This is a genomic window from Streptomyces sp. NPDC048002 (genome assembly GCF_040653275.1).
Taxonomy (GTDB): Bacteria; Actinomycetota; Actinomycetes; order Streptomycetales; family Streptomycetaceae; genus Streptomyces.
Genome location: NZ_JBEZNL010000005.1, coordinates 232,414 through 257,863, shown reverse-complemented (window position 1 = coordinate 257,863; position 25,450 = coordinate 232,414). Strand labels below are relative to the sequence as shown.

24 protein-coding genes are annotated in these 25,450 nt (G+C 72.4%); 10 read left to right on the top strand and 14 right to left on the bottom strand.

Features of this window, described 5'->3' with window-relative positions; genetic code table 11:
• Nucleotides 1-250: 250 nt before the first annotated feature.
• Nucleotides 251-1,168 carry a LysR family transcriptional regulator gene (locus AB0E07_RS10260; protein WP_362248204.1) on the bottom strand — a complete coding sequence of 306 codons (918 nt, stop codon included), beginning with the start codon at nucleotides 1,166-1,168 and terminating at the stop codon, nucleotides 251-253.
• A gap of 128 nt (nucleotides 1,169-1,296) precedes the next feature.
• On the opposite strand from AB0E07_RS10260, the gene AB0E07_RS10255 reads away from it, so the two are divergent.
• The 10 genes from AB0E07_RS10255 (at nucleotide 1,297) to AB0E07_RS10210 (ending at nucleotide 10,384) form a co-directional block, all read left to right on the top strand.
• A complete protein-coding gene (locus tag AB0E07_RS10255; protein ID WP_362248202.1) occupies nucleotides 1,297-2,298 on the top strand; it encodes a fumarylacetoacetate hydrolase family protein in 1,002 nt (333 codons plus the stop codon).
• Nucleotides 2,295-3,257 carry a cyclase family protein gene (locus tag AB0E07_RS10250; RefSeq protein ID WP_362248200.1) on the top strand — a complete coding sequence of 321 codons (963 nt, stop codon included), beginning with the start codon at nucleotides 2,295-2,297 and terminating at the stop codon, nucleotides 3,255-3,257. Before AB0E07_RS10255 ends, AB0E07_RS10250 begins: the two co-directional genes overlap by 4 nt.
• Before the next feature lie 23 nt (nucleotides 3,258-3,280).
• Nucleotides 3,281-4,420: an FAD-dependent oxidoreductase gene (locus tag AB0E07_RS10245; protein ID WP_362248198.1), complete on the top strand. Its 1,140-nt coding sequence runs from the start codon at nucleotides 3,281-3,283 to the stop codon at nucleotides 4,418-4,420.
• Nucleotides 4,417-5,436, top strand: coding sequence for an amidohydrolase family protein (locus tag AB0E07_RS10240; protein WP_362248196.1), 1,020 nt, complete (start codon nucleotides 4,417-4,419; stop codon nucleotides 5,434-5,436). The genes AB0E07_RS10245 and AB0E07_RS10240 overlap by 4 nt, the downstream gene beginning before the upstream one ends.
• Nucleotides 5,437-5,443: 7 nt before the next feature.
• Complete coding sequence (locus AB0E07_RS10235; protein ID WP_362248194.1) at nucleotides 5,444-6,376, top strand: VOC family protein; 933 nt, start codon at nucleotides 5,444-5,446, stop codon at nucleotides 6,374-6,376.
• A 94-nt stretch (nucleotides 6,377-6,470) separates the two neighbouring features.
• On the top strand, nucleotides 6,471-7,442 hold the full coding sequence (locus AB0E07_RS10230) for a fumarylacetoacetate hydrolase family protein (protein WP_362248192.1): 972 nt from the start codon (nucleotides 6,471-6,473) through the stop codon (nucleotides 7,440-7,442).
• Nucleotides 7,439-8,197 carry an SDR family oxidoreductase gene (locus tag AB0E07_RS10225; protein WP_362248190.1) on the top strand — a complete coding sequence of 253 codons (759 nt, stop codon included), beginning with the start codon at nucleotides 7,439-7,441 and terminating at the stop codon, nucleotides 8,195-8,197. Before AB0E07_RS10230 ends, AB0E07_RS10225 begins: the two co-directional genes overlap by 4 nt.
• On the top strand, nucleotides 8,194-8,964 hold the full coding sequence (locus AB0E07_RS10220; RefSeq protein ID WP_362248188.1) for an SDR family NAD(P)-dependent oxidoreductase: 771 nt from the start codon (nucleotides 8,194-8,196) through the stop codon (nucleotides 8,962-8,964). The genes AB0E07_RS10225 and AB0E07_RS10220 overlap by 4 nt, the downstream gene beginning before the upstream one ends.
• 14 nt (nucleotides 8,965-8,978) lie before the next feature.
• A complete protein-coding gene (locus AB0E07_RS10215; protein ID WP_362248186.1) occupies nucleotides 8,979-9,734 on the top strand; it encodes a CoA transferase subunit A in 756 nt (251 codons plus the stop codon).
• Nucleotides 9,734-10,384 carry a CoA transferase subunit B gene (locus AB0E07_RS10210; RefSeq protein WP_362248184.1) on the top strand — a complete coding sequence of 217 codons (651 nt, stop codon included), beginning with the start codon at nucleotides 9,734-9,736 and terminating at the stop codon, nucleotides 10,382-10,384. Before AB0E07_RS10215 ends, AB0E07_RS10210 begins: the two co-directional genes overlap by 1 nt.
• Nucleotides 10,385-10,469: 85 nt before the next feature.
• Here AB0E07_RS10210 and AB0E07_RS10205 read toward each other — a convergent pair whose 3' ends face one another.
• From AB0E07_RS10205 to AB0E07_RS10145, 13 genes are all read right to left on the bottom strand, one after another.
• On the bottom strand, nucleotides 10,470-11,114 hold the full coding sequence (locus AB0E07_RS10205) for an MBL fold metallo-hydrolase (RefSeq protein WP_362248182.1): 645 nt from the start codon (nucleotides 11,112-11,114) through the stop codon (nucleotides 10,470-10,472).
• Nucleotides 11,111-12,196 carry an S-(hydroxymethyl)mycothiol dehydrogenase gene (locus AB0E07_RS10200; protein ID WP_362248180.1) on the bottom strand — a complete coding sequence of 362 codons (1,086 nt, stop codon included), beginning with the start codon at nucleotides 12,194-12,196 and terminating at the stop codon, nucleotides 11,111-11,113. Before AB0E07_RS10200 ends, AB0E07_RS10205 begins: the two co-directional genes overlap by 4 nt.
• Before the next feature lie 65 nt (nucleotides 12,197-12,261).
• Nucleotides 12,262-13,476: a cytochrome P450 gene (locus tag AB0E07_RS10195; RefSeq protein ID WP_362248178.1), complete on the bottom strand. Its 1,215-nt coding sequence runs from the start codon at nucleotides 13,474-13,476 to the stop codon at nucleotides 12,262-12,264.
• Nucleotides 13,477-13,571: 95 nt separating this feature from the next.
• Entirely contained in the window at nucleotides 13,572-14,528 is a 957-nt protein-coding gene (locus tag AB0E07_RS10190) for a PDR/VanB family oxidoreductase (protein ID WP_362248323.1), read from the bottom strand.
• A 138-nt stretch (nucleotides 14,529-14,666) separates the two neighbouring features.
• Nucleotides 14,667-15,437, bottom strand: coding sequence for an IclR family transcriptional regulator (locus AB0E07_RS10185; RefSeq protein WP_362248176.1), 771 nt, complete (start codon nucleotides 15,435-15,437; stop codon nucleotides 14,667-14,669).
• A 103-nt stretch (nucleotides 15,438-15,540) separates the two neighbouring features.
• Nucleotides 15,541-18,438, bottom strand: a complete 2,898-nt coding sequence (locus AB0E07_RS10180) for a polysaccharide lyase family 8 super-sandwich domain-containing protein (RefSeq protein WP_362248174.1) — start codon at nucleotides 18,436-18,438, stop codon at nucleotides 15,541-15,543.
• Nucleotides 18,439-18,503: 65 nt separating this feature from the next.
• Nucleotides 18,504-19,358, bottom strand: a complete 855-nt coding sequence (locus tag AB0E07_RS10175; protein ID WP_362248172.1) for a class II fructose-bisphosphate aldolase — start codon at nucleotides 19,356-19,358, stop codon at nucleotides 18,504-18,506.
• A gap of 131 nt (nucleotides 19,359-19,489) precedes the next feature.
• The gene (locus AB0E07_RS10170) at nucleotides 19,490-20,410 is read right to left on the bottom strand and encodes a 1-phosphofructokinase family hexose kinase (protein WP_362248170.1); all 921 of its coding nucleotides are present in this window, start codon (nucleotides 20,408-20,410) and stop codon (nucleotides 19,490-19,492) included.
• On the bottom strand, nucleotides 20,407-21,501 hold the full coding sequence (locus tag AB0E07_RS10165) for an ROK family protein (protein ID WP_362248168.1): 1,095 nt from the start codon (nucleotides 21,499-21,501) through the stop codon (nucleotides 20,407-20,409). Before AB0E07_RS10165 ends, AB0E07_RS10170 begins: the two co-directional genes overlap by 4 nt.
• Nucleotides 21,502-21,558: 57 nt before the next feature.
• Nucleotides 21,559-22,443 carry a sugar isomerase gene (locus tag AB0E07_RS10160; RefSeq protein WP_362248166.1) on the bottom strand — a complete coding sequence of 295 codons (885 nt, stop codon included), beginning with the start codon at nucleotides 22,441-22,443 and terminating at the stop codon, nucleotides 21,559-21,561.
• Nucleotides 22,444-22,528: 85 nt separating this feature from the next.
• Nucleotides 22,529-23,326 carry a TIM barrel protein gene (locus tag AB0E07_RS10155; protein ID WP_362248164.1) on the bottom strand — a complete coding sequence of 266 codons (798 nt, stop codon included), beginning with the start codon at nucleotides 23,324-23,326 and terminating at the stop codon, nucleotides 22,529-22,531.
• Nucleotides 23,319-24,326, bottom strand: coding sequence for a Gfo/Idh/MocA family oxidoreductase (locus AB0E07_RS10150; protein WP_362248321.1), 1,008 nt, complete (start codon nucleotides 24,324-24,326; stop codon nucleotides 23,319-23,321). The genes AB0E07_RS10155 and AB0E07_RS10150 overlap by 8 nt, the downstream gene beginning before the upstream one ends.
• 5 nt (nucleotides 24,327-24,331) lie before the next feature.
• Nucleotides 24,332-25,438 carry a substrate-binding domain-containing protein gene (locus AB0E07_RS10145; RefSeq protein ID WP_362248162.1) on the bottom strand — a complete coding sequence of 369 codons (1,107 nt, stop codon included), beginning with the start codon at nucleotides 25,436-25,438 and terminating at the stop codon, nucleotides 24,332-24,334.
• Between the last annotated feature and the right edge of the window lie 12 nt (nucleotides 25,439-25,450).

Below are 25,450 nucleotides of genomic sequence, written 5' to 3'. Positions count from 1 at the left end.
CAAACGGAGGTGCGTGACAGGCGGAGAGCGCGAAAGGGGAAACGGGCACGACGGAACTCCGGCCGGGGATACGGGAGAGCCGACCCCGGAGACACCGGTCGTCCGGAGGTCGGAGGGGGGCGTCGAGCGGGCATGCGCCGACGCGCCTCATCCGAGCATGCGTGGCGTGGAGCGCTCTGCCCACCCCTGCCGGGATTCACGTACCGGATGGAAGCCATCCATCGCGTGGATAGCGTGCGGTGGCCGCCGCTCACTCCTCCAGCTCGTCGGACATCCGCCTGCCGACGCGCGCGGCCGTCTCGCGCAGCCAGATGTGGCCCGCGTCGTGGGTGTGCACGGGGTGCCACCACAGCGCCTCCCGCAGCGGTACCGCCTCGTACGGCGGCTCCACCACGCGCACGCCCGCGACCGGTGCCAGGAGGCGGGCGAGGCGGCCTTGCAGGAGGGCGATGCGCCGGGTGCCGGCGACCAGCAGCGGAATGATCTGGAAGCTGTCCACGGAGACCTCGACCTGCGGTTCGATGCCCAGCATCCCGAGCTGGCGCACGGCGGGCGCGTCGTAGGTGCGCTGGTAGGTGACCCAGGGAAGGCGGGCCAGGTCCTGGCGGGTGAGACGGTCCTCGACGCTGGGGTGGTCGTCGGAGACGAGGAAGACCCAGCGGTCCCCGAACAGGTCGGTGGCCGGGAAGTCGCTGATGACCCCGTGCGGCATCAGCAGACCGTCGGACGTGCTCAGCAGGGAGTCGGTGGCGTCCACCACCGTGGTCGGGGTCTGCGCGAACCGCAGCCGGATACCGGGCGCCTCCTCGTGCAGGACCCGGGACAGTTCGGCGCCGAAGACCGCCACGGCGTAGTCGGACGCGATCAGCTTGAACTCCCGTTGCTCCCGGGCGGGATCGAAGTCGGCCTGGCTGGCGAAGAGGCGCTCCAGCACGTCGTAGGCCGTGGTGGTGCGGTCCAGGAGGACCTGGCCCAGGGCGGTGAGTTCGTAGTGGCCGCCGACGCGGGCGAGGAGGTCGTCGTCGAAGTGGCGGCGCAGGCGGGACAGGGCCGCGCTCATCGCGGGCTGGCTGAGCCCGACCCGTCGCCCGGCGCGGGTGACGTTGCGTTCTTCCAGCAGGGCGCGCAGGGCGACGACGAGGTTGAGGTCCAGGCGACTGAGATTCATCAGCGGCTTTCCTAGCTTTGCGGCGACCACCTGAGGTTATTCACCATACAGATGGTTCTTATCCACAGAATCGATTTCCGTGATCGCGGGTGGCGGGTCCAGATTAGTGCCACCGCAATCAGGAGGACATGTCCGTGAAACCTGAAGCCGCGTCCGCCCTCTTCGCCGGACCCTTCGCACTGGCCACCCTTTCCGCCCCCGAAGGCCCCGCCTTCCCCGCTATCGTCACCCCCGACGCCCAGGTCCTCGCCCTGCGTCCCGCTCTCGACGACCCCGGCCTGACCGTGCGCGGCCTGCTCGACCAGTGGGACGCGGTACTGCCCCGGCTCACCGCACTCGCCGAGGACGACACACTCGCGCGCACACCGCTCGCGGATCTCCACGTCCACGCTCCCGTCGAGCCCCGCCAGGTCTTCCAGTCCGGCGCCAACTACCGGCAGCACGTCATCGACCTCCACGTCGCGCACCGCGCGCCCGGAGACGAACGGCCCGAGGCGGAACGGCGCGCCGAGGCCGCGGAGATCATGGACCGCCGGGCCGCCGAGGACCTGCCGTACGTCTTCATCGGCCTGCCCAGCGCGATCACCGGCCCCTATGACGACGTCGTGCTGCCCGACTGGGCCGAAAAGCCGGACTGGGAACTGGAACTGACCGCGGTCATCGGCCGCCCGGCGCACCGGGTGTCCGTCGAGCAGGCCCTGGCCCACGTCGCCGGCTACACGATCGCCAACGACCTCACCGACCGGGCCACCGTCTTCCGCCGGGACATGCCGCAGATCGGGACGGACTGGCTGCGCAGCAAGAACGCTCCCGGCTTCACCCCGCTCGGACCCTGGATCGTGCCCGCCACGTCGATCGCCCACCCGGACGACCTGCGCCTGACGCTGAAGCTCAACGGCGAGACCATGCAGGACGAGTCCACCAAGGACATGATCTTCAACGTGGCGCGGATGGTGTCCTACGCCTCCCAGACCGCCCGGCTCCTCCCCGGCGACCTGGTGCTCACCGGCTCCCCCGCCGGCAACGGCATGCACTGGGGCCGCCTGCTGCGCGACGGCGACGTCATGGACGGCTCCATCACCGGACTCGGCGCCCAGCGCACCCGCTGCGTGACGGAGGCGACGTCATGACCCTCGACCGCACCGACCCCGCAGGCTCGGTCGCGCGGGCCGCGAAGGCGTACTCCAACTGGGGCCGCTGGGGCGAGGACGACGTCCTCGGCACCCTCAACTTCCTCGACGAGGCCAAGCGCCGCGAGGGCGCCGCGCTGATCCGGCGGGGCGTGAGCTTCTCCCTCTCCCAGCGCTTCGACATCGACGGCCCCCAGAAGGGCTGGCGCAGGCGCACCAACCCCGTCCACACCATGCTGGACACCGGCACCGACGCCGCCCTCGGCAACCAGGGTCTGCCGCACGGCATCGGCGGCGCGGACGACGTCATCGCCATGCCGTTGCAGTGCTCCACGCAGTGGGACGGGCTCGGCCACATCTTCGACCACGGCAAGGCGTGGAACGGACGCGCCGCCGAGCAGGTCGTCACCTCCGACGGCGACCAGGTCACCGGCATCGAGCACATGGCCCCGCACATCGCCGGCCGCGGTGTCCTCCTCGACGTCGGCCGGGCCCTCGGCGACGACGGCGAACTGCCGGACGGCTTCGCCATCACCGAGGAACACCTCACCGCCACCGCCGAGGCCCAGGGCGTCACGGTCGGCCGCGGCGACCTCGTGCTCGTGCGCACCGGCCAGCTCGCCCGGGTCCGACGCGACGGCTGGGGCGACTACGCCGGGGGCCCCGCCCCCGGCCTGTCCTTCACCACAGCCGGCTGGCTGCACGGCAGCGAGATCGCCGGAATCGCCACCGACACCTGGGGCTTCGAGGTGCGGCCCAACGAGTTCGACCACGCCTTCCAGCCTCTGCACCAGGTCGCCATCCCCCACCTCGGCCTGCTCATCGGCGAGATGTGGGACCTCGAAGCCCTCGCCGAGGACTGCGCGGAGGACCGCAGATACGACTTCTGGCTCACCGCCGCCCCGCTACCCATCACCGGCGCGGTCGGCTCCCCCGTCAACCCGATCGCCGTCAAGTAGGCCGAGGAACAAAGGAGTTCCCCATGAGTCCCCTCAGCGCAGACCGAAGGGTCCTCGTCGTCGGCGGCGGCGCCGCGGGCAATGCCGTCACCATCCTGCTGCGCCGCGCCGGTATCGCGGTCGACCTCGTCGAGGCCAAGCAGGACTGGAACGCCACCGCCGGTTCCGGTATCACCCTCCAGGGCAACGCCCTGCGCGTCCTGCGCGAACTCGGCGTGTGGGAACAGGTGCAGGCGTCCGGCTACGGCTTCGGCTCGGTCGGCATCACCGCACCCGACGGCACCGTCCTGCACGTCCAGAACGACCTGCGCACCGGTGGCGACGACCTGCCCGCCACCGTCGGCATGCAGCGCCCCCGCCTCCAGCAGATCCTCATCGAGGCCGTGCGCGCCAGTGGCGCGACCGTCCGCCTCGGCAGCACAGCCGACCTCCTCGGCCAGGACGACGACGGCGTCTCGGTCCGCCTCTCCGACGGCTCCGAGCACCGCTACGACCTGGTGATCGCCGCGGACGGACTCGGCTCCGCCACCCGGGCCGCGATCGGTGTCACCGACAAGCCCGAACCGACCGGCATGGCCATCTGGCGCATCGAGGCACCCCGCCCCACGGACGTCACCCGCACCGACCTCGCCTACGGCGGGCCCGCCTACATCGCCGGCTACTGCCCCACCAGCGAGAACACCCTGTACGCGTACGCCGTGGAGGCCAACCGCGACCGCGCCTCCATCCCCCCGGAGTCCTACGCGGACGAGATGAGCCGCCTCACCCGCCACTACGGCGGATTCTGGCCCGAGATCACCGCGCACATCACCGACCCGGCGAAGGTCAACTACACCTGGTTCGACCGGATGCTCGTCGAGGGCTCCTGGCACCGCGGCCGAGTCGTCCTCGTCGGCGACGCCGCCCACTGCTGTCCGCCCACCCTCGCCCAGGGCGCCGCGCTGTCCATGGAGGACGCCTGGGTCCTCGCCCAGATGCTCACCGCTTCCGACCCCTGGGACGAGGCACTGCTCCAGGCGTACTACGAGCGACGGATCACGCGGGTCCGCCCGGTGGTGGATGCCTCCGTGCAGATCGGCCAGTGGCAGCTGGACGGGGTGCGGGACGCCGACGTGCCGGGCCTGATGGCGCGCACCATGACCATGCTCCGGGAGCTGCCGTGACCACCCCGCAGCCCGGGGCGGTCGCCCCCACCGTGGACGTGCACGCCCACATCCTGCTCCCCGAGGTCGAAGCGCTGGTCGAGGGCCGGCCGGGTCTCGCCGAGGCACGCGCGCTGGACGCCCGGCGCAACGGTCCCGCCGCCCTCGCCGTCAGCGGGCCCATGGTCCGCGAGCGGTTCCCCCGGCTCACCGACGTGACCGTACGCCTCGCGGCGATGGACGCCCAGGGTGTGGACGTACAGCTGGTCAGCCCTTCCCCGTCGCACTACCACTACTGGGCCGACGAACCGACCGCGGAAAGGGTCTGCCGGCTCGCGAACGAGGCCACGGCCGCGCACTGCGCGGCCGCCCCCGACCGCCTGCGCGGACTGGGCCTGGTCCCGCTCCAGCACCCCGGTCTCATGGTCAAGGCGCTCGACGACGCCCTCACGCAGGGCCTGTTGGGCGTGGAGATCTCCTCCCACGCCCCCGGGCGCGAACTGTCCGACCCGGCCTACGAGCCCTTCTGGACGCGGGCCGAGGAAACCGGCGCGATCGTCTTCCTGCACCCCTTCGGCTGCACCCTCGACGAGCGCCTCGACCAGTGGTACCTGTCCAACACCGTCGGACAGCCCACCGAGAACGCCGTCGCCCTCTCCCACCTCATCTTCTCCGGCGTCCTCGACCGGCATCCGGGGCTGAAGGTGATCGCCGCGCACGGCGGCGGCTACCTGCCGACCCACATCGGCCGTTCCGACCACGCCTGGTCCGCCCGGCCCGACGCGGGCGCCGGCTGCGCGCACCTGCCCAGCAGCTACCTCAAGCGCCTGTACTTCGACTCCCTGGTCCACGACCCGCACGTCCTGAAGGAGTTGATCCGGGCGGCCGGCTCCGACCGCGTCCTGCTCGGCTCCGACTTCCCCTTCGACATGGGCACCGAGGACCCCGTCGGCGCGCTGCGCGCCGCGCGACTGCCCGACTCCGACTTCCACGCCGTACGAGGCGGCAACGCCGCCGCCCTCCTCCGGAAGGACTGAACCCGCCATGCGCCTGCTCACCCACCTGCGGCACGTCGACCTCGCCGTGCCCGACTACGACAAGCAGCTCGACTTCTACGCCGGTGTCTGGGGCCTGACGAAGGTCGCCGAGGACTCCGGGATCTCCTTCCTCGCCGCCGAGGGCAGCCCGGAGCAGTACGTGGTCCGGCTGCGCAAGGCCGAGGAGAAGCGCCTCGACCTCGTCTCCTACGGCGCCGCCTCCCCCGCCGACGTCGACACCCTCGCCGAGCGACTCCTGGCGGGCGGAGTGCGGTTGCTGTCCCAGCCGGGCAAGGTGGACACCCCCGGCGGCGGCTACGGCTTCCGCTTCTTCGACGTCGACGGCCGCACCATCGAGGTCTCCGCCGACGTCGAGGTACGCCGGCACCGCAAGATCGAGGAGAAGGAGTCGATCCCGGTCAAGCTGTCCCACGTCGTCCTCAACTCCCCCGACCTGGACCGCACTCGCGCCTGGTACGAGACCCACCTCGGCTTCGCGCTCTCCGACACGCTCAGCTCGCCGCACATGGGCGAGGTCATGCACTTCATGCGGATCAGCAGCCAGCACCACTCCATGGCGCTCGCGAAGGGCCCGCACACCTCCCTGCACCACATCTCCTTCGAGATGCGCGGCATCGACGAGTACATGCGCGGCTCGGGCCGTGTCATCCGCGCCGGGTTCAAGAAGGTGTGGGGTCCCGGACGGCACCTGGCCGGTGACAACACCTTCACCTACTTCCTCGACCCGCACGGCAACACCGTCGAGTACACCACCGAGTTGGAGTGCCTCGACGAGGACACCTGGCACCCGCACGTCTACGACTTCTCCCAGCCCGAGGTCACCGACCAGTGGGGCACCGCCAACGCGATGAACGAACTGGTCGCGAAGGAGTCCTTCAACGACGTCGACCGCGGCGTGTTCGTCGCCCCGCCCGTCTGACCGTCTCCCCACTCCGGGGGCGCGGCGGCCCTGTCAACTGCCCTGACGCTCCACCCCGTGCCCCCGGTCTCCTCCCCCCGCCTGGAGCCCACTGATGCGTTTCGTCGCCTACGAACACCAGCACAAGCACCGCGTCGCCGTCGTGGACGGCGAGGGTGTCCTGTTCCCCCTGCCCGGAGTCCGCTCGCTGACCGAACTCATCGGCTCCACCGGTTCGCTGCCCGCGCTGCTCGACGCGGGAGCCGCGTCGTACGACGTGCCGCCCGGCCCGCACCTCTCCGAGGTCCGGCTGCTGCCCCCGCTCCGGCCCACGTCCGTCCGGGACTTCGTCACCTTCGAGGAACACGTCGAGGGCGTACGCCGGTCCGTCGACGGCGTCTCGGGCGTGCCCGAGCAGTGGTACGCGGCCCCCACCTTCTACTTCGCCAACCCGCACGCCGTGTACGGCCCGCACGACGACATCCCCATGGCCCCGGGCTCGGCCGTCCTCGACTTCGAGCTCGAAGTCGCCGCCGTCATCGGCAAGGAGGGCCGCGACCTCACTCCCGAGCGGGCGCGCGAGCACATCATCGGCTACACCGTCTTCAACGACTGGTCCGCCCGCGACCTCCAGTCCGCCGAGATGAAGGTCGGCCTCGGTCCCTGCAAGGGCAAGGACACCGCCACCACCCTCGGCCCGTGCCTGGTCACCGCCGACGAACTGGAGCCGTACCGCGACACCGACGGCTTCCTGCGGCTCGCCCTCACGGCCGAGGTCAACGGCGAGACGGTCGGCAAGGACCTGCTGTCCAACATGAGCTGGACCTTCGAGGAGATGGTCGCCTACGCCTCCCGCGGCACCGTGGTCCGCCCCGGTGACGTCCTGGGCTCCGGCACCTGCGGCAACGGCGGCTGCCTCGCGGAACTGTGGGGCGTACGCGGCGAACGGACCCCGCCGCCGCTGAAGCCCGGCGACACCGTCACCCTCACCGTGGAAGGCATCGGCACCGTCTCCAACACCGTCGTGCCCGGCCCCGACCCCGTACCCCTGCCCACCGGACGGCGCCGATCGCGGGAGCGGCCGTGAGCGACCTGCATCCCAAGCGGCTGCTGGGCAAGGTCGTCGTCGTGACCGGAGCGGCCCGCGGCCAGGGCGCCGCCGAGGCCGAGGCGCTCACCCGGGAGGGCGCCCGGGTCATCGCCACCGATGTCACCGAGGCCCCGGGCTGCCGCCGGCTGGATGTCACCAGCGAGCAGGACTGGCGGGAACTCGCCGCCGAACTGCGCGACGCGTACGGGCAGGTGCACGGCCTGGTCAACAACGCCGGCATCACCTGGCGCGCACGCGTCGACGAGGTACGCCCCGAGGACATGGCACGCGTCCACGCCGTCAACGTCACCGGCCCCCTGCTCGGCATCCAGCACCTCACCCCGCTCATGCCGCCCGGCGCCTCCGTCGTCAACGTCGGCTCCACCGCCGCGCTCACCGCCCACTACCCGGTCGCCTACACCACCAGCAAGTGGGCCCTGCGCGGCCTGACCAGGACGGCGGCCACCGAACTCGGTCCGCGCGGCATCCGGGTCAACGCCCTGCACCCCGGCTTCATCGAGACCGAGATGACCGCCTCCGCAGCCCCGGCCTTCCGCGAGGCGAACATCCTGGAGACCCCCCTCGGACGCACCGGAACCGTCGACGAGGTGGCCCCCCTGGTCGTGTTCCTCCTGTCCGACGACGCGTCGTTCATCACCGGCGCCGAGATCCCGGTCGACGGCGGCCTGACCGCGCACGGAGGCGTGATGTCCATCGCCCGCGCCGTGCGGCCCCCGGAGGAGGCGGAATGAAGCGGCTGGAAGGAAAGGTGGCCCTGATCTCGGGCACCGGCCGCGGCCAGGGCAGGGCGGCGGCGCTGCGCTTCGCGGCCGAGGGCGCCCTCGTCGTCGGCGGCGACCTCCTGCACGAAGAGGCGCTCAGGACGCAGCAGTTGATCGCCGAGGCCGGCGGCACGGCACTCGTGCCCGGCCCGCTGGACGCGACCGACGAGACATCCGTACGCCATTGGGTGTCCGAGGCGGCCGACGCCTTCGGCGGCATCGACATCCTCTACGCCAACGCCGGTGCGGTCCGCTTCGGCGCGGTGGACGAACAGCCCTACGAGGACTTCGCGTTCACGATGCGGGCCGAGCTGGACTCGGTGTGGCTCTCGGCCCGCGCCGCCTGGCCCCACCTGGTCCGCAGCCGGGGCAACATCATCACGGTCGGCTCCACGGCCGGCCTGACCGGCTCCGTCACCAACGCCCGCACCGCGCACTCCGCCTCCAAGGGCGCGGTGATCGCACTGACCCGCCAACTCGCCGCCGAGGGTGCCCCGTACGGGATCCGGGCCAACTGCGTCAGTCCCGGAATGATCGACACCGAGGGCACCCGCGGCGACCTCCTCGCCGAGGACCACCCGATGCGCGGGATCGCCCGGCACATCCCGCTCGGCCGCGTCGGTGCCCCCGACGAGGTCGTCAACGCGGCCGTCTTCCTCGCCTCCGAGGAGGCCTCCTACATCACCGCCGCCAACCTCGTCGTCGACGGCGGCTGGTCCTCCGTACTCCCCGGCTGAAAGGTCCCCTGAAAGTGAACAAGGTCAGCGCGAGCGCTGCGGAGGCGGTCGCCGACATCCCGGACGGCGCCTCACTGGCCGTCGGCGGCTTCGGCCTCAGTGGAGTACCCGAGGTCCTGATCCGGGCTCTGCACGAGCAAGGGGCCACGGGTCTGTCCGTCGTGTCCAACAACTGCGGTGTGGACGGGCGCGGCCTGGGCGTGCTCCTCGCCGACGCCCGTATCACCCGCGTCACCGGCTCCTACGTCGGTGAGAACAAGGAGTTCGCCCGCCAGTACCTCTCCGGCGAACTGGAGGTGGAACTGGTCCCGCAGGGCACGCTCGCCGAGCGGCTGCGGGCCGGCGGCGCGGGCATCCCCGCCTTCTACACCCCGGCCGGCGTGGGCACCCAGGTCGCCACCGGCGGCCTGCCCTGGCGCTACGCCGCCGACGGCTCGACCGCCGTCGCCTCCCCGGCGAAGGAGACCCGCGACTTCCACGGCCGACCCCACATCCTGGAGCACGGCATCACCACCGACTACGCCCTCGTACGGGCCTGGCGCGGCGACCGCCACGGCAACCTCGTCTTCCGCAAGGCGGCGGCGAACTTCAACCCGCTCGCGGCGACCGCCGGACGGATCACCGTCGCGGAGGTCGAAGAGCTGCTGGAACCGGGCGAGTTGAGCCCGGACAAGGTCCACCTCCCGGGTGTCTACGTGCAGCGCGTGGTGGAACTGTCGGCAGCCCAGGCCGCCGACAAGCAGATCGAGAAGAGGACGGTACGTTCCTGATGGCCTGGACCCGCGACCAGATGGCGGCCCGCGCCGCCGCCGAACTCACCGACGGCACCTACGTCAACCTCGGCATCGGACTGCCCACCCTCATCCCCGGCCACCTCCCGCATGGGGTGCACGTCGTCCTGCACTCCGAGAACGGCATCCTCGGCACCGGTCCCTACCCGCACGACGACGAGGCCGACCCCGACCTCATCAACGCCGGCAAGGAGACCGTCACCGTGCTGCCGGGCGCCTCCTTCTTCGACTCCGCGCTGTCCTTCGGCATGATCCGCGGCGGCCACATCGACACCGCCGTGCTGGGCGCCATGCAGGTCTCGGCCCGCGGCGACCTCGCCAACTGGATGATCCCCGGCAGGATGGTCAAGGGCATGGGCGGCGCGATGGACCTGGTCCACGGCGCCCGCAGGGTCATCGTCCTCATGGAGCACACCGCGAAGGACGGCGCCCCGAAGATCCTCAAGGAGTGCTCCCTTCCCCTCACGGGCGAGCGGTGCGTCCACCGCGTCATCACCGACCTCGGCGTCCTGGACGTCACCGGCGACGGCCTCGCCCTGGTCGAGACGGCACCCGGCGTCACCGTCGAGGAGATCGCCGCCCGGACCGACGCCGAGGTGCGCGTGAGCAGCGCCTCGGCGCTGTGCTGACGGCGACATCGGTCTCGCCGAGACGGCCCCCTGCCAGTGCCTGGTGCAGCGGCAGGGGGCCGTTCGTCGCGGTGGACCGTGCGGCTCAATAGCCCCGCGCGATCCACGTCGCGAGGTGCGGTGCCTCGTCGCCGATGGTGGTGTCCGCACCGTGTCCGGTCCTCACCACAGTGGTGGGTGGCAGCACGAGCAGGCGGTCGCGGATCGAGCGGATGATCGTGGGGAAGTGCGAGTACGACCGCCCGGTGGCTCCCGGTCCTCCGGCGAACAGCGTGTCGCCGGTGAAGACGGTGCCGAGATCCGGCAGGTGCAGGCAGATGGCTCCCGGGGTGTGCCCGGGTGTGTGCAGCACGCGCAGCCGGGTGCCGGCGACCTCGACGCTCTGGTGGTCGGAGAGGAAGCCGTCCGGATCGCGGTCCGGGTGGGTCTGCTTCCACAGCAGCCGGTCGTCGAGGTGGAGCAGGATCGGCGCGCCGGTGGCCTCGGCGAGCGCCGGAGCCGCGTTGACGTGGTCGTTGTGGGCGTGGGTGCACACGATGGCGGTCAAGCGGCGCTCGCCGACGGTCTCCGCGATGGCCTCCGCGTCGTGGGCGGGGTCGATGACGACCGCCTCGTGATCGTCGCCGACGACCCAGACGTTGTTGTCGACGTCCCAAGTACCTCCGTCGAGGGCGAACAAGCCCGAGGTGACGAGCCGTTCGACGCGTACGCCGGTGTCTGTGCCCGTCAAAGGATCACCACCGAGCGCAGGACATCTCCCTTGTGCATACGGGCGAAGGCGTCCTCCACCTCGTCCAGGGCGATCGTCTCACTGACGAAGGCATCGAGGTCCAGGCGGCCCTGGAGGTGGAGGCCGATGAGCATGGGGAAGTCGCGGGAGGGCAGGCAGTCCCCGTACCAGGAGGACTTCAGCGCCCCGCCCCGCCCGAAGACGTCCAGCAGGGGCAGTTCCAGCTTCATCTCCGGCGTGGGCACACCCACCAGGACGACGGTGCCGGCGAGGTCGCGGGCGTAGAACGCCTGCCGGTAGGTCTCCGGGCGGCCGACGGCGTCGATCACCACGTCAGCGCCGAAGCCGTCGGTCAGGTCTCGGATGGCCTCGACCGGTTCGACGGAGCGGGAGTTGACCGTGTGGGTGGCGCCCAGGGCGGTGGCAGTGGTCAGTTTGCGGTCGTCGATGTCGACGGCGATGATCCGCGCCGCGCCGGCCAGCCGCGCTCCGAGCACGGCTGCCGCACCGACGCCGCCGCAGCCGATGACGGCCACGGTGTCGCCTCTTCCGACCGCCCCCGTGTTGATCGCCGCACCGATGCCCGCCATCACGCCGCAGCCGAGCAGCCCGGCGACGGCCGGGGAGGCCGTCTGATCGACCTTGGTGCACTGCCCGGCAGCGACCAGGGTCTTCTCCGCGAAGGCGCCGATACCGAGGGCGGGCGACAGCTCGGTGCCGTCGCCGAGCGTCATCTTCTGCCGTGCGTTGTGGGTGTCGAAGCAGTACTGCGGGCGCCCTCGCCGACAGGCCCGGCAGCGACCGCACACCGCGCGCCAGTTGAGGACGACGAAGTCTCCCGGGGCCACGTCGGTCACGTCGGGGCCGACCTGCTCGACGATGCCTGCGGCCTCGTGACCGAGGAGGAAGGGGAAGTCGTCGTTGATGCCGCCGTCGCGGTAGTGCAGGTCGGTGTGGCAGACGCCGCAAGCGAGGACCTTCACCACCGCCTCTCCCGGTCCGGGGTCGGGTACGACGATCGTCTCCACGCGTACGGCGTCGCCCTTGGCGCGGGCGACGACACCGCGTACGTGCTGGGGCATGGGAGCAGGTCCTTTCGGTGGTGGGATGCTGCGGGGGCGGTGGGACAGGTGCGGGTTGCCGACCGTCAGCTCAGTCGGAGACGGACGGGCAGGGACGCCCAGGAGCGCAGGGTGTTGTTGAGGTGCCGTCGTGGCTCGCCGGCGAGTTCCAGGTGTGCGACGCGGCGGGCGAGGGCGGTGAGCAGGGCTTCGGCTTCCAGTCGGGCGACGTGCTGGCCGACGCACTGATGGATGCCCATGCCGAAGCCGACGTGGCCGGAGGGATCACGGGTGAGGTCGAAGCGGTCGGGGTCCGCCCAGCGTTCCGGGTCGCCGTTGGCGGCGCCGAGGAACATGAGGATCTTGCCGCCCTCGGGGACGGGGGTACCGGCGATGTCGACGGCGGTGGTGGCGGTGCGGAAGAACGTCTGCACCGGGGACTGCCAGCGGACCGCCTCGTCGAACGCGACCCGCGCCAGCTCCGGACGCGCCCGCAGCCGCTGCCACTCCTGCGGATGCGTGGCGAAGGCGTACAGGGCGGCGGCCAGTCCGTGCACGGTGGTGTCGACGCCGGCGGTGAGCAGTGAGCGCACCACGAGCGGCGCCTGGGCGTGGGTGAGGTCGCCGCGGTCGGCGGCGGCCCAGATCCGGGCACCGAAGCCGTCCTCGCTCAGCGCCTCGCGAGCGCACTGGGCGTTCACCCAGGCCGACAGTTCCCCGACCCGGTGCGCGTCGGCTTCGACGAGGGCGTTGCGCGGACCGAAGGCGTTGAAGGCCATGTTGCCGTACGGCAGCAGGTTCTCCAGTCCGTGCGGGCCGAGGCCGACGGCCGCGGGGAAGACACGCAGGGGGAACGCCGCCGCCAGCACCGCGAAGGCGTCGAATTCCGTCCCGTGCTCGGTCAGTGCCGTGTCCACGAGTTCCTCGGCGGCCGTCTGCCACCTCTCGCGCAGGTGGCGCAGGGCGAGCGGGGTGAGGATTTCGCGCAGCACGCGACGCGGGGCGTCGTGGTGGGGCGGGTCGGCCTCCAGCAGCAGGCTCGGTGGCCGCCAGGGCTTCTCGTGGCGGAAGTTGGCCAGCCCCACCCCGGCTCCGGACTGGAAGGTCTGCCAGTCGACGAGAGCGGCGTGGACGTCCTGGTAGCGGGTCAGAGCGTGTACGTCGTAGCGGGTCAGGTGAACGACGGGGCCGGCTGCGCGCAGGCGCCGGTGGAGTGCTTCGGGGTGTGCCAGGTGCTCGGTGGCGAACGGGTCGGCGTCGCTGGTCGGCAACGACGCGGAGGGGGCAGCTGTATCGGTCATGGCGGCTCCACGAGATGCGGCTGGGGCAGGAAGGCGGCAGGCGTGGCCGGTGGGCCGACGGACGCCCGGCGCGGTCGGTGGCGGGCTGGGAGCCCTCAGAGGTCGAGGACCAGGCGGTCGGAGTGCGAGCGGGAGACGCAGGGCAGCATGCAGTCGCCCGCCGCGCGTTCGTGGGCGGCCAGTACCGCGTCGCGGTGATCGGGGATTCCCTCCAGCACCGGGACGAGGCAGGTGCCGCAGGTCCCCTGTTCGCAGGAGGACAGCACCTCGGCACCGGCCCGGCGGACCGCGTGCAGCACGGAGACGTCCGGCGAGACGGTCACCGTACGTCCGGTACGGCGCAGTTCCACCTCGAACGGCGTCCGGCGCACGGGCTCGGACGAGTCGGGGGCGGTGAACCGTTCGGTACGCAGACTGTGCGCGGGCCAGTGGGCGCATGCCGTGTCCACGGCGGCCAGCAGCGGGGCCGGTCCGCAGCAGTACACCTTGGTCCCGGGCAGCGGCTCGCCCAGCCAGGCGGCCAGGTCCAGCAGGCCGCACTCGTCCTGCGGACGGACGTGCACGCGGTCGCCGTAGGCGCTCGTGAGGTCGGCGTGGAACGCCATGGAGGCGCGGCTACGGCCGCCGTAGAGCAACTGCCATGCGGCATCGATCAGTTCGGCCTGCCGGATCATCGGCAGGAGCGGGGTGACGCCGATGCCGCCGGCGATGAACAGGTAGCGGTCGGCCGGCACCAGAGGGAAGTGGTTGTGCGTCCCGCCGACACTCACCGGGTCTCCGGGCGTCAGCCTGTCGTGGACATATGCCGATCCTCCGCGCCCGGCCGGCTCGCGCAGGACGGCGATGCGGTAGGTGTACGGATCCCATCGGTCGCCGCACAGGGAGTACTGGCGGGTCGAGCCGTTCGGCAGCGTGAGATCGATGTGCGCGCCGGGCGTCCAGTCCGGCAGCCGCGCCCCGTCTGGGTGGTCGAGGGTGAGGGACACGACGCCGTCCGCGACGACGTCCTTCGCGCGGACCCGCAAGGAGAGGGTGGGAGTGGGGCGGGGAATCGCGTGGAGCAGGTTGTGTACGACCACGTTGTCGCCTCCCGTCGGTGGAATGCAGGAAGGATGCGCGTGGCCGCCGTCACAGCGCGACGGCATTCTCACTCAGTGAGAGGCGAAGTTCGCGTCGCTGTCACATGCCCGTCACACCCCGGTGTCCTCCCGCCCGTTGGGCGCGCCCAGGGCACGGGAGACACCTCGGGCGGCCATACGCACGACGGGGACGACCGACTGCGCTGCCCCGTCGTTGGGGACGATGACCGACAGGGCCGCCACCACCGTTCCGTCGGAGCCGCGCACGGGAGCCGCCACTCCCAGGGCCTCCGGATGGACGTAACCCGGGCAGTAGGCATAGCCGCGCTGTCGGACCTCGGCCAAGGTCGCGCGCAACCGGCCGGGCGTGGCCGGGGTCGCCGGTGTGTAGGCGGTGAGCGGGCCGGCCAGCAGCCGCTCCTTGAGGTCCGCCGGACCGTGGGCCAGCAGCACCAGGCCGCTGGAGGAGGCGTACAGGGGCAGACGCCCCGCGATCCGGGTGTAGTTGATCACCGCGTTCGGTGCCGAGAGGCGTTCGAGGAAGAGGACCTCGTCGCCGTCGAGGACACCCAGTTGCACGTGGTGGCCCACGACGTCGTGCACGCCCTCCATGAACGGCATGGCGGTCTCCCGCAGGGACAGCGTGGGCGAGGCCCGTACCGCGAGTTCCCACAGCCGGACACCGATCCGGACCCGGCGATCGTCGTCCCTGGCCAGGAAACCGTGCGCGACCAGTTCACCGACGAGCCGGGAGGCCGTGGCCACGTGCAGACCGGTGCGGCGCGCGATCTCGGAGACGGTCAGGGCCGGCTCGTCCTGAGTGAACGCCTCCAGGATGCGCGCGGCACGGGAGAGGACCGACTCCTCGTGAGGTGCCTTCACCGTGCCACCGTCTCACGCATGGGGCGCGCACCGCGTCATCGGGGGCGACCCGTGTCACTGCGTGGACACGTACCGCCCCGACGGATGAAGTCCGGCTCGGGGTTCAGCCGGCCAGGGTGAGCGACAGCGTGGGCGGGTTCGTCGTGTTCTCGCGGGAGTTGAGGATGACGGCGAGGCCTGGGGCCTCCTCGGCGAGGGCCAGCGACACGCGGTCGCCGACGGCCGGGGCGACCTGGGCGGTCACGTCGAACTGGAGCGGGCTCTTGGTTGTGGTGGCCACGGCGGACGACAGGACAGGGCCCAGCGCGGGTTTCGTGTCCCAGGTCAGCGCGGACTCCGCCCAGGTCGGGTCGGAGACTCCGCAGGCGGCGACGGTCGTGGTGTCGCCGCCACTGTCCGAGACATAGCCGTACGCCGAGAGCGTGGCGGCGTCGACCGTGCCGAAGACCGGCGAGGTGTCGAAGGTCAGATACGACTGCCTGGTGTATCCGGTGCCGCTCGCGTTCTTGACGACCAGGGTGGTGGCGCCGCCGTAGTTGGTCGCCGCGTAGGAGCCGTCCCGGACGTAGGCGTCCGCCACCGGGGTCAGCGTCGCCGACGTGATGGTGAAGGTGGCCGCGCGGCTCGCGCCGGCCGCGCCGGACAGGTCGACGAGCAGGGTCAGCCGGGGTGCGGAGCCGGTGACGGTGACCGCGTCGTCCGCGCTCACCAGGGTGCCGCCCAGCACGAGTTGGACGGTGACCGCGGACGCCGTCCGGGAGGGGTCCGAGACGGCGATCGTCAGCCGGCCGCCCGTCTGCCGGGTGATGACGGAACAGGGTGCCGAGACCGTGATGCCCCCGGCGGAACCCGCGGCGAAGAAGTTCGCGGCGATCACGCCGCTCGCGCTGTCCCGGACCGCCTGGACGGACGCGGTGTTGGCCAGCACGGTCACCGTGGGTGCGGCGGCGCGGGCCGCGGTGCGGGCCTGGCTGAAGCCGGGCAGCAGAACGTAGGCGTAGGAGGCCGACGAGGGTGCGGTTCCGTGCGACAGGCACAGGGAGACGTACTGGCGGGTGAGTGGGTCGGTGGGCCCGGAGAGGGTGTTGATGTCGCTCCAGGCACCGGTACGGCTCGTACGGGCCGCCTGGAGGGTGGCTCCGCCGGGAAACAGGTAGCCGCCCACGTCCTCCAGGTGGGCCCAGGACGTCACGTCGAGCGTGCTCGTCCAGCCCGGGGCTGCCGGCTGAGTCGTGCCGTCCACGGTGAGTGCGTTGCCGCCGTCCTCGTGGAGGTTGCGGTTCTCCACGGTCGTCACCACCTCAGCCCCGCTTCCTCCGCCGATGCCCGCGCCGAGACAGACGACAGCGTCGTCAAGGAAGATCCAGGACTTCCTGGCGGTCAGCGTGGAACCGTGCTGCCGGAAGTCCATGCCCGCGCAGCCGTATCCGTCCGGCAGGCTCGCTCCGCCGACCCAGGTGGCGGCGGACCGGGTCCCGGTACCGGCCGCGTCGGCCAGCGTGAGGGTGTCGACGGTGGTGCCGGGCAGCCGGTACGGGTCGACGGTGGGCCAGTACCCGTCGGTGTAGTGCCCCGGGTCGGAGGCGAGGTAGAGGTAGCCCATGCCGTCGCCGGTGTGCCAGCCGTGCAGGTTCTCGCCGTTGATCGACTCGTAGCGGGCGACGCGGGCGGAGGACATGGCGAGGGCGTACGCCCAGCCCTCGCCGCGGTGCACGGCCCGGTCCATGGAGGGGAACTGGACGTGCCCGGCGGCCTCTTCGGCGGCGGGAAGCGAGGAGTCGTCGAGTATCGGCCGCGCCAGGGCGAGGCCGGCGACGGTCGCGGTGCTGGCGAAGGGCGCGTACGCCTCGCCGCGGGTGATCCAGCCCTTCGCCAGGCTCCTGAAGCGGTCGGCCTGCGCGGTGGTCGGGGCGGATTCGGCGGTGCGCAGCACGGACTGGATGACGAGGTTGCCGTCGTAGAAGTCGGTCTCGGCTGCGCGGCTGACGGCTCTGCCGCGTACGGCGTCCATGCACAGCCCGTTCCACATCCACGGCCGGAAGGCGCTGTCGACCGAGGTGTACACGTTGGCGGCCGATGCGTCGGTGATCGGCCAGTCCGAGCTGTCGAGGAGTTGGAAGAGAGCGGCGAGGCCCCGCAGCATGACCATGCCGTAGGTGCCGGTGTAGGGGATGTAGGTGTGCTGGACGAACGAGCCGTCGGCGTAGAGGCCGTCGCCCGAGGTGACGTACGGGAAGACGTCGGAGAGGGCGGACACGGCCGTGGCGAGGCGCTCGCTGTCGCCGCCGAGGATGCCGCGCACGGCGACGACCTGGCAGAGGTCGACGCGGTTGGCTCCGGTGGAGGTCGTCCGGGCGGTGCCGTATCTGTTGAGGGTCGGGTCGGGGACGAAGTGGTCGATCGCGGCGAGGTGGTCGGCGAGCTGCGTCGACGACAGCAGGGGGTACACCAGGACGGCTGTGTTCGTCAGGGCGACGGGCGAACCGATCTCCCACTCCCACCAGTTGCCGGACTCGGCGGTATCGGCGTTGTAGACCTGCGTGTGCAGGAAGTCGAGGCCGGTGACGATCGCCGTGCCGAGCGCGGCATTGCCGTGGAGGGTGCGTCCGCTGCCGTCGGTGGCGGTGGTGCCGGGGGTGGCGTACGCCGTTGCCATGGTCGCCAGTCGCTTGTGACTGGTGGTCATGTTCGCCGGGGTGGTGAGGGTGAGGCCCGGCCAGAGGGAGCCCGCCGAGGCGTCCGCGGACAGGGAGTTCCACAGGTCGGTGGCGGTGGTGGAGAGACTGGTCAGGGCGGTGGAGTAGGCGGCGTCGGTGGGATCGATCGGCCCGCCGGTGACGATGTCGGCCCACAGGGCGCGCAGGACGGCGTGGGCGTCGTCGGCCCTGGCGGGCGTGGCGCCCGGACCCAGGTGGACGGCGCCGGTCAGAGCACCGAGGGTGATCGCCGCCGCGGTCAGGAAACCGCGGCGGCCGAAGGACGTTGCTGTGTTCTCGTGCACGGGGTTCCTCCGCTGGGTGGGGTGCTGGCGGGGCAGGTGGGGGCCGGGGGTTGTTTCCGGGCCGGCTACGGGCAGGCCGGTTCCTGTGCTCGGCCGATCAGCCGCAGCAGGCGCGCCGTTTCGGCCGTGACGGCCGCGCGGCCCGCGCTCAGATAGCGGCGGGGGTCCACGGAGACCGGGTGAGCGTCCAGGTCGGCCCGTACCGCCCGGGTGAACAGTGAGTTCAGGTGGGTGGAAATGTTGATCTTCGTCATTCCGCGGGCCACGGCTTCGGCGAGAGCGGCGTCGGCGACTCCGGAGGAGCCGTGCAGGACCAGCGGTACCGGCACGGTGTCGCGCAACTCGCGGATGAGCGCGAAGTCGAGGACCACGTCGCGGGTGAGCATCGCGTGCGACGTGCCGACGGCGACCGCGAGGGCGTCCACTCCGGTGGCGGCGACGAACTCCGCCGCCTCGGCCGGGTCGGTGCGCGCGCCGGGCGCGTGAACGCCGTCCTTGCCGCCGATCTCCCCGAGTTCGGCCTCCACCCACACCCCGCGCCGATGACAGCGCTCCACGAGCGCGGCCGTGGCGGCGACGTTCTCCACGTACGGCAGTGCCGAGCCGTCGTACATCACGGACGGCACCCCCAGCGCGACGGCCTCCTCGACCAGGGCCGGCGAGGTGGCGTGGTCCAGATGTACGGAGACGTCCACCCGGGCGGCCTCGGCGGCGCTGAGGGCGGCGGTCGCCAGGGGGCGCAGGGCGCCGTGGTGGCGGACGGTGTTCTCGCTGACCTGGAGGACGACGGGGGTCTCGGCGTGTTCTGCGGCGGTGACGATCGCGGTGATGTGTTCGAGGTCGATGACGTTGAAGGCGCCGAGGCCGCGGTGTTCGGCGGCGGCCGTGTCGGCGAGCGGGCCGGTTCCCACGAGGGGCATGGGCGGGTTCTCCTTCTGGGGTGGGGCGGACCGTTCGAGCGTGTCCGGCCCGCCGATCGCTCTGCTCAGGTGCGATGTTGGGGGTTGAGGTCCGGCGTAGGTGCTGCGCGGCGGGCGGCAGGGGCTCGTCCTCAGCCGTCGGGCGTGACGGTTGTGCCTGACAGCAGGGACCGGTAGGCCGGGGCGTCGAAGTCACCGGCCAGCGGGGCCTTCACCGCCGCCGCCGACAGCGCGACGGCCTGGCGGAGCCGCTCCGGCCACGGCGTGTTCCGGGCCAGTCCGGCGCTCAGCGCGGCGACCGCGGCGTCCCCGGCGCCCGTCGGGTTGCCGCTCAGGCGCTCCGGTGGGCGTGCGGACCACGCGCCCACCAGGGTCACGGCGAGCAGTCCTTCGGCGCCGAGAGAGACGACCACGGAGCGGGCCCCGGCCGCCCGTAGCTCCTCGGCGCCCGCTCGGACGTCGGCGGATCCGCCCAGCGTCTCGGCCAGTTCGAGGGCGTTCGGCTTCACGAGGGCGGGACCGGCGGGCACGGCTGCCAGCAAGGACGGTCCGCAGCAGTCGAGGACGACGGGCACGTCGTGTCGGCGGGCCAGCAGGACCAGTTCGGCGTACGTCTCGTCGGGCAGTCCCGCGGGGAGACTGCCCGAGAGCACCATCACGCGCGAGGTGGTCAGCAGGTGCCGGTAGTGAGTGCGGAACTCCCGCCACTCCGCCGCAGTCACCTCGGGCCCGGGTTCCAGGAGGACGGTGGCGTCGCCGGCCGCCTGCTCGACCACGGTGACCGTCTGCCGGGTGGTTCCGGCGATCGTGACGAGCGAGTCGCGCAGGCCCGCGGCGGCCAGCTCCAGGCGAACGGCGTCTCCCGACGGGCCGCCGACGAGTCCGGTGACGGTGGTGTCGTGACCCGCCGCCGCCAGGACCCGGGACACGTTGATCCCCTTACCGCCCGCCCGGCGGTGTGCGGCGGGGAGGCGGTGGCTGCCGCCGCTGCGGAAGCGGTCCACCGTGTAGGTCACGTCGACGGCGGCGTTGAGTGTGACGGTGGTGATCACGGTCCCGCCTCCACGGATTCTCCCGGGTGGGCCGGAGGGTCACGGTCGTAGACCACGGATTCTCCCGGGTGGGCCGGAGGGTCACGGTCGTAGACCACGGATTCTCCCGGGTGGGCCGGAAGGCCGCCGCCGTCGACCAGGTCGAGGGCGAGGAGCGCCGCCCCACGGCAGCCGGCCTGGGAGCCCAGTGCCGCGACCACCAGTTCGGGCGGCCGGTGGAAGGCGAGGCGGGCTGCCAGGCGTGAACGCAACGGATCCATGAGGGCCGCCCCGGCGCGGGCCAGTCCGCCGCCGATCACGATCGTTCCCGGGTCGCACAGCACCGTGTAGGCGGCGAGACCGTCGGCCAGCGATGCCACTGCGCTGTCCCAGATCCTCCGGGCGGTCGGTTCGCCGGCGCCGGCCCTTCGACAGACCTCCTCCGCGGTGACGGCGGCCGCCGACGGAGCGCCCTCCCGGTCATCGGCGCCGATCGCCCGGGTGTACCGGCGGGCGACGGCGGACGCCGAGGCCAGGGTCTCCAGGCAGCCGGACCGTCCGCAGCCGCAGTGCGCGCCGCCGCGCCGGACCGTGAGATGGCCGAGTTCACCCGCCGCGCCGCGGTGCCCCTCCCACACCTGTCCGTTGCGGACGTGGGCGGCGGCGATCCCGGTCCCGAGGGCGACGAAGAGGAAGTCGTCGTGCCCTTGGGCGGCGCCCAGGTGTCCTTCGGCGAGTGCGCCCGCGCGCACGTCGTGTCCGAGGGCCACGGGGAGGCCGAGGCGCTGGGTGAGGACGGCGCGCAGCGGCAGGTCGTGCCAGCCGAGGTTGGCGGAGTAGCGGGCCACTCCGCGGGCGGTGTCGACGAGGCCGGGGACAGCCACGCCGACGGCGAGCGGTGGCCGTCCGGTGCTGGCCCGGCTCTCGGCGGCGAGGGCGGCGGCCGTGTCGGTCACGGTGTCTACGACGGCTTGTGGTCCCCGCTCCCGGTGGGTCGCCCTGCGCTCGGTGCGGGTCACGCTGCCGTCGCTCGCCACCAGGGCTGCCTTGATGTCGGTGCCGCCGAGGTCGACGGCGACCACGTGGCCGGGTGGAGGGCTGCTGCCGGTCATGGGGTGATGCTCCTTTCGGTCAGGCGAAGGCGGGCCCCTCGGGCGCACACGCCCCGCTCAGGCGAGGACGACGGAGCGGGTGAGGTTGCGGGGCCGGTCCGGGTCGAGCCCGGCGGCCTCGGCGCGGGCGACGGCCACGCGTTGGACGAGGACGAGTTCGGCGAGGGGATCGCGCTCCGAAGCGACCAGGAGCGCGCCCGTGCGGGCGATCTCCTCGGGCAGTCGCGCCGGCGGCGGTCCCAGGAACCAGACGACGCGGCCGGGTGCGGCGATGCTGATGGGGCCGTGACGGTACTCCATCGCCAGGTAGCTCTCCGTCCAGGCACCGGACGCCTCACGCATCTTCAGCGCGGCCTCGTCGGCGAGTCCGCCGGTCCAGCGGGTGCCGAGGAAGGTGAACTGTTCGGCCCCGACCCAGCGGGGATCGAGGGGCTCGGCGAGGGCGCGGCGGGCGTCCTCTGCGACGGGAACCAGGTCCTCACCCAGGTGCGCGCGGAACAGGGCGAGGGCCGTGGTGGCGAACCGGGTCTGCACCACGGAACGTTCGTCGGCGAAGGGCAGACTCAGGACCTGGTCGGCGGCCCGCGCTGCCGGGGTGCTCGCGTCGGCGGTGATCACGGTGGTGGGAGTGGTCCCCTGTGCGGCGGTGAGCAGGTCGATGACCTCGGTGGTGGTGCCCGAGCGGGTGAGGGCGACGATTCGGTCGTAGCGGCGTCCGGACGGGAACTGCGATGCGGCGAAGGCGTCGGTGCGGCCGTGCCCTGCTTCCTCGCGCAGGACCGCATAGGAGCGGGCCATGAACCACGAGGTTCCGCAGCCGACCACGGCGACTTCCTCGCCCGGTGACGGCAGCACGGCACCGACACCGGCACCCTCGGTGGCCTCGGCCGCGCGCAGCCAGCACTCCGGCTGAGTGGCTATCTCTTCCTGGGTGAATGACACGGGCGTTCCTCAATCTCGTCTCTTACGCGGCTTGTTTGCGCGGGCGGTGGCAGCGGACCACCAGGGCGCGGGACCCGGGGGAAACTCACAGAGCGGCGTACCGCAGCGCCTCGGACAGTTCGGGGGCCTGCGGGAACCACCGCTTCTCCCACTCCAGGCAGAGCCAGCCGCGGTAGTCCACGGCGGCCAGGGCGGCGGGCAGCTCGGCCAGCGGCACCGCTCCGGTACCCGGAAGCAGGGGGCGGGGGTCGTCATAGGCAGCCACGTCCTTGATCTGCACGTGGTCCAGCCAGGGCGTCAGCACTCCGGCCGACTCCTCGAAACCCTCCCCGGCGCGCCAGGTGTGCAGCACGTCCCAGACGGCGCCCACGGCCGGGTGGCCGACGGCGTCGAGGACACGCGCCACATCCCTCGCGGCGGGGTGGGAGTCGTGGGTCTCCAGTAGCAGGCGTGTGCCCGCCTCGGCGGCACGGTCCGCCGCCGCGCGCAGGCGGCGCACCGCACAGGCGTCCCCGGCCGGGCCGGGCCCGGGCGCGCCGGGGAACACCCGCACGCCCAACGCTCCGACCTCGGCGGCCAGTTCCAGCAGGGTGCCCAGCCGGGCCAGGCACTCGCTGTCCTCGACGGTGTCGTCCGCGACCCGCACGTAGGAGGCCAGCCACAGGGCGCGTACGCCGACCGAGGCCAAGTGGGCTTTGACCGCTGCCCGCTCGGCCGGTGAGGAGCGCGGGGTGAGCAGTCCTTCCGGGGGCGCGCAGCGCAGTTCGACGCCGGTGCAGCCGTGGGTCCGGGCGAGCCGGGCCACTTCGTGGACGTCCGCGTCGGGGCAGCCGAGGGTGCTGAAGGCCCGCTCCCAGCGAGTTGCCGTGACCGGCTCAGTCAAGGGACGCCTCCGCTGTGCCCGGCAGAGCGACGCGCTCGCCGGTGGCGCACGAGGCGTAGACGGCTTCCACGGCCTCGATGACGCCCCGCCCGTAGGCGGCCGGAATCGCGGGCGGCCGTTCGCCGCGTACCGCGGCGGCGAACTCGGCCAGTTGGTCGCGGAAGGCGGTGGGCACGTCGTCGGCGGACTCGGCGGCCAGGAGCACCGGGTCGGTGCCGTCGTCGGGGTGGAGCACTGCGCCGGTGCCGCGCGCCACCCGGATCGTGCCCCGTGCGCCGATCACGGTCAGTTCGTCCCGGGCGGGCAGGCGGGTGCTGGTGACCGTGATGTGCCCGACGGTCCCGTCCTCCAGTTCGAGCCGGGCCAGTACGTCGGTCTCCACCCGCAGGTCCCCCCGGTGGACGGCCGTCGCCGCGACCGCGACCGGGCGCTGCCCGGTGAGCCACAGCAGCCGGTCCACGCAGTGGGTGCCGATGTTGATGAACACGCCTCCGCCGGAGACGGCGGGGTCGAAGAACCAGTCGGGTCGGCTGCCGGGGCGGTAGTCGGTGCTGCGCCAGTCGTGCACGGCCCGTACGGCGCCGACGGCGCCCGCGTCGAGGGCGCGCCGGGCGGCGGCGACGGGCGGCAGGAAGTGCTGGATATGTCCCACGAAGAGGACGACGCCCGCGTCGGCGCACGCCTTCTCCATGTGGGAGCAGTCCTCGGAGCGCGTGGCCATCGGCTTCTCGACGAGCACGTGCAGGCCGGCCGCCGCGGCGGCGGTGACGATGTCGGTGTGCAGGGCGTGCGGGGTGTTGACGACGACGGCGTCCACCAGCCCGGAGGCGATGAGTTCGCGGTGGTCGGTGAAGACCGCTGCGTCCAGGGCGGTGGCGACGCGGGCGGCGGTCTCTGCGACGATGTCGCAGACGGCGGTCACCCGCACTCCGGGGGTCCCGGCGGCGGCGTCGGCGTGCAGCTCGCCGACGGCGCCCGCGCCGATCAGGCCGAGCCTCATGTCCGTCACGTGGTGCTCTCCTCGGTGGTCGTGTCACCGGTGTCCTGCGCGGCTCCGCAGGACTGCCGGACGACGATGGTGGGGCGCAGCAGTACCCGGCTGCGCGGCAGTTCGGGGTCGTCGAGTCGGCGCAGCAGGGTGTCGGCCGCGGTCTTGCCGAGTTGCCGTTTGGGGGGCGCGACCGCGGTCAGTGGAACGTCGGCGACGTCGGCGATCTCGTCGTCGTAGGCGACCAGGGCGAGGTCGCCGGGCACGGTGAGTCCGGCCCGGCGGGCCGCGCCGAGCAGCAGGGCGGCCTGGCGGTCGCCGAAGCAGACGGCGGCTTTCGCCCCGGCCTCGCGCAGTGCGGTCAGGCAGCGGTCGGCGGCCGCGGGGCTCCATTCCTCGCGTGCGGCGCGGAACTCGACCGTGGCCAGGCCGCGTTCGTCGATCGCCTGGTGGAATCCCTCGGCCACGTGGCCGGAGGTGGGGCTCGGGTGGCGCAGGACGAGGCCGATCGCGCGGTGCCCGAGGCCGGCGAGGTGGCGGACGGCGTCGTAGGCGCCGGCCTCGTGGAGGGTGCACACGTATTCGTTGGTGTCCCCGAGGGAGGCGTGGCGCCGCTCGACCAGTACGGTCGGCACCGGCAGTGCCGCCAGCCGCGCGAGGTAGTCGCGGGCCGGTTCGGGTCCGTCGAGGGTGGGCACGACGAGCAGGCCGTCGACCCCGGCGTCCAGCATGTCGCGCAGGTCCTTGGCCTCGCGTTCCTGGTCGTAGCCGGAGCAGGCGAACAGCAGCCGGGCGCCGGCGGCGGAGAGCGTCTCCTCGATGCCCTGGAGGACCTTGGGGTAGTAGAAGGCGGTGTCGGGGACACTGACGCCGACCAGGGCCCGGACGGGTCCGGCCGCACTCGGCGGTGCGACGAAGGTGCCCGAGCCCTGCCGGCGGACGACCAGGCCCTCGGCGACGAGTTCGTTGACCGCACGGCGTACCGTGCTGACCGACGTCCCGCTGCTGTCGGCGAGTTCCTTCTCGGTGGGCAGTCTGCCGCCCGCCGGCCACACCCCTTGCAGCACCTGCTGCCTCAGCTCGGCGGCGAGCTGACGGAACTTCAGGTCACGGACTTCGGTCACGACGGTCCTCAA

What these genes read in the sequence shown, in the direction of transcription:
- AB0E07_RS10200 (WP_362248180.1), bottom strand. Translation starts at nt 12,196, where the DNA reads ATGCCCCAGCACGTACGCGGTGTCGTCGCCCGCGCCAAGGGCGACGCC.
- AB0E07_RS10235 (WP_362248194.1), top strand. Translation starts at nt 5,444, where the DNA reads ATGCGCCTGCTCACCCACCTGCGGCACGTCGACCTCGCCGTGCCCGAC.
- AB0E07_RS10175 (WP_362248172.1), bottom strand. Translation starts at nt 19,358, where the DNA reads ATGCCCCTCGTGGGAACCGGCCCGCTCGCCGACACGGCCGCCGCCGAA.
- AB0E07_RS10255 (WP_362248202.1), top strand. Translation starts at nt 1,297, where the DNA reads ATGTCCGTGAAACCTGAAGCCGCGTCCGCCCTCTTCGCCGGACCCTTC.
- AB0E07_RS10260 (WP_362248204.1), bottom strand. Translation starts at nt 1,168, where the DNA reads ATGAATCTCAGTCGCCTGGACCTCAACCTCGTCGTCGCCCTGCGCGCC.
- AB0E07_RS10250 (WP_362248200.1), top strand. Translation starts at nt 2,295, where the DNA reads ATGACCCTCGACCGCACCGACCCCGCAGGCTCGGTCGCGCGGGCCGCG.
- AB0E07_RS10150 (WP_362248321.1), bottom strand. Translation starts at nt 24,326, where the DNA reads ATGAGGCTCGGCCTGATCGGCGCGGGCGCCGTCGGCGAGCTGCACGCC.
- AB0E07_RS10165 (WP_362248168.1), bottom strand. Translation starts at nt 21,501, where the DNA reads ATGACCGGCAGCAGCCCTCCACCCGGCCACGTGGTCGCCGTCGACCTC.
- AB0E07_RS10210 (WP_362248184.1), top strand. Translation starts at nt 9,734, where the DNA reads ATGGCCTGGACCCGCGACCAGATGGCGGCCCGCGCCGCCGCCGAACTC.
- AB0E07_RS10230 (WP_362248192.1), top strand. Translation starts at nt 6,471, where the DNA reads ATGCGTTTCGTCGCCTACGAACACCAGCACAAGCACCGCGTCGCCGTC.
- AB0E07_RS10245 (WP_362248198.1), top strand. Translation starts at nt 3,281, where the DNA reads ATGAGTCCCCTCAGCGCAGACCGAAGGGTCCTCGTCGTCGGCGGCGGC.
- AB0E07_RS10195 (WP_362248178.1), bottom strand. Translation starts at nt 13,476, where the DNA reads ATGACCGATACAGCTGCCCCCTCCGCGTCGTTGCCGACCAGCGACGCC.
- AB0E07_RS10220 (WP_362248188.1), top strand. Translation starts at nt 8,194, where the DNA reads ATGAAGCGGCTGGAAGGAAAGGTGGCCCTGATCTCGGGCACCGGCCGC.